General features: G+C 66.8%; 1 protein-coding gene and 1 pseudogene. Both read right to left on the reverse strand.

Translation table 11 applies throughout. The features are described from left to right. On the reverse strand, nt 1–927 hold a 927-nt coding region (locus ONA70_RS36160; protein ID WP_265010968.1), incomplete at its 3' end, for an RNA polymerase subunit sigma-70. A 440-nt stretch (nt 928–1,367) separates the two neighbouring features. Then, nucleotides 1,368–1,619, reverse strand: a pseudogene (locus ONA70_RS36165) (IS1380 family transposase); the annotation flags it as partial. Between the last annotated feature and the right edge of the window lie 78 nt (nt 1,620–1,697).

Here is a 1,697-nt window from a genome sequence, read left to right on the forward strand (position 1 = left end):
GTGCAGGACCGCGATGGCGAAGAGCCGGTACTCGGGGTCGTCGGGGTTGCGCAGGTACAGCACGGCGGCAGGCATGCGGTTGACCGTCGTGGTGATACCGCGCCAGTCGTCGTGGCCGCGCTGGAAGAGCCCACCGGAGAGCCAGCCGTTGACCGCGTCCTTGGCCGTCGTGGTCACGGTGCCCGGATCGGGCAGCATCGCGAAGCGTAGGTCGTCGCGCAGCAGGGACATCAGCCTGTCGAGGTCGTTGCGCTCATGGGCCTCGATGTACGACTTCACCACGCCGCGCTCGTCATTCGACAGCTCGTGGGTGGCGGGGCTCCGCCAGTTGAGGCGGCGGTCGGGCAGCTGCTCGCGCATCGTCACACGGGCCCGCTGCAGTGCGCTGGTCACTGATGCGACGGTCAGCTCGAGGGCTTCGGCGGCTGTCGACGCCGGCCAGCCGAGGACGTCGCGCAGGATGAACACCGCCCGCTGCCGCGGCGGCAGGTGCTGGACGGCGACAATGAACGCCAGCTCGATCGTCTCCCGCGCCACCACCGATTCCTGTGGGTCCTCGGGGATCATCCGGTCGGGGTACGGCTGCAGGTACAGCACCTCGGAGTCGGGGTCCGGCAGCTCGGACGGTACGGGTGTGCGGTCGTCGCGCTTCCTCAGGAAGTCGAGGCAGGCGTTCGTCGCGATCCGGTACAGCCAGGTCCGCAGGGCCGCGTGGCCCTTGAACGACTCCCGCTTGTTCCACGCTCGCAGGAACGTCTCCTGCGTCATGTCCTGGGCGTCCTCGTAGTTCGCGAGCATCCGGTAGCAGTGCACCTGCAGCTCACGCCGGTGGCGCTCGGTCAGGAGCGCGAACCGCGCGGTATCGTCCGCGCGGACCGCCGCGATGAATGTGGCCTCGGCGGCGCGAAGCCGTCTGGCGTCGGTCATGTCGTTAATCCTTCCACCGGTGCGAGAGTGCTAACTGAACTGACGACGTGGCGGAGGATTTCTGATCGGCGAAGCCACGGACACCGGGCCGTTCGCCAGGTCGGATGGGTGGGGTCGATCCAGGGGAGGTGCTCCGGGGTCGGGAACGCCTTCGATGTCGAGGTGGGGCCAGCACGGCTAAGCGTTGTTTTCCGGCGCCTGCTACTCAAGGGCCATCAGGGTCCGGAACTGGCTGAATCCTTCCGCACTCAGCCGGCTCGCTGCGACCTGATCATGACCAGGGCTGCTCTCTCCGCCAGCGCCAGTATTCGTCGAAGATATTCGCCACGCCTCCGTGCTCGGCGCGTCGCTGTAGGAACTCGTCCAGCAGCTCAAAGAGCTTCTCGACGGCGACCTTTTGAGGGCAGAGTCCTTTGTTAGCCTCGGCCCTTCGTTAAGGGCTGGTCACGCAATACCGCAAGATCAGCGATGGCCTCACCGCCGTCGGCGAGCATCACGGCCATATCGACCGCGATCCGTCCCGGGTCATGACCACCTTGGCGTTGCCGCAGACCGGCCAGGGCCTGCTCGAACGCGCTGCTCAGACCGGTAGCGTCGGCGAGATCGGCGAGCAGCCGGGCCCCGGCGTGACCGACCACGCCCCGCCCACCCCCGGTCACCGTGATCTTCGGACGCGTTGCGGTAGCCTTCACCCAGCAAGTGCCTTCCGTGACGGGTTAACAGGACTCTCGACAAGCCCTATTTTCCCTGACCAGAAGGCACTTCTGCGT

The organism is Micromonospora yasonensis (genome assembly GCF_026013475.1).
Lineage (GTDB): Bacteria > Actinomycetota > Actinomycetes > Mycobacteriales > Micromonosporaceae > Micromonospora > Micromonospora yasonensis.